Below are 271 nucleotides of genomic sequence, written 5' to 3'. Positions count from 1 at the left end.
AAAGAATATGGGTAGCTCACAGTGAACCTGATTGAATGCGAAGCTCTGACAGGAGTAGTTGCGGCGATTGGCAACAAATAGCCACCAGTCGTCGCAGATTATATTTATCCAGGACAGCAGCGCCATTTCTTAGTCTGAAACCAGCCAGAACTCAGCCTCTTCAAACATTTCCTGAACAGTACGGCTTATCTGCTCATTGCTGGATGTATATGCAGTTTTTGTGCTGTATTTCTATCCGGTATTCAAGAGAGGGTGCCGACATGGGAATCCC

1 pseudogene is annotated in these 271 nt (G+C 46.1%); it reads right to left on the bottom strand.

The features are described from left to right. Positions 1 to 129 precede the first annotated feature (129 nt). Positions 130 to 195 (bottom strand): annotated as a pseudogene (locus NNO08_RS23035) (DinI family protein); the annotation flags it as partial. Positions 196 to 271 lie beyond the last annotated feature (76 nt).

The organism is Citrobacter sp. Igbk 17 (genome assembly GCF_028069775.1).
Lineage (GTDB): Bacteria > Pseudomonadota > Gammaproteobacteria > Enterobacterales > Enterobacteriaceae > Citrobacter.
Note: the sequence above shows the minus strand (reverse complement) of the source record. Positions and strands in the feature narration are given on the sequence as shown.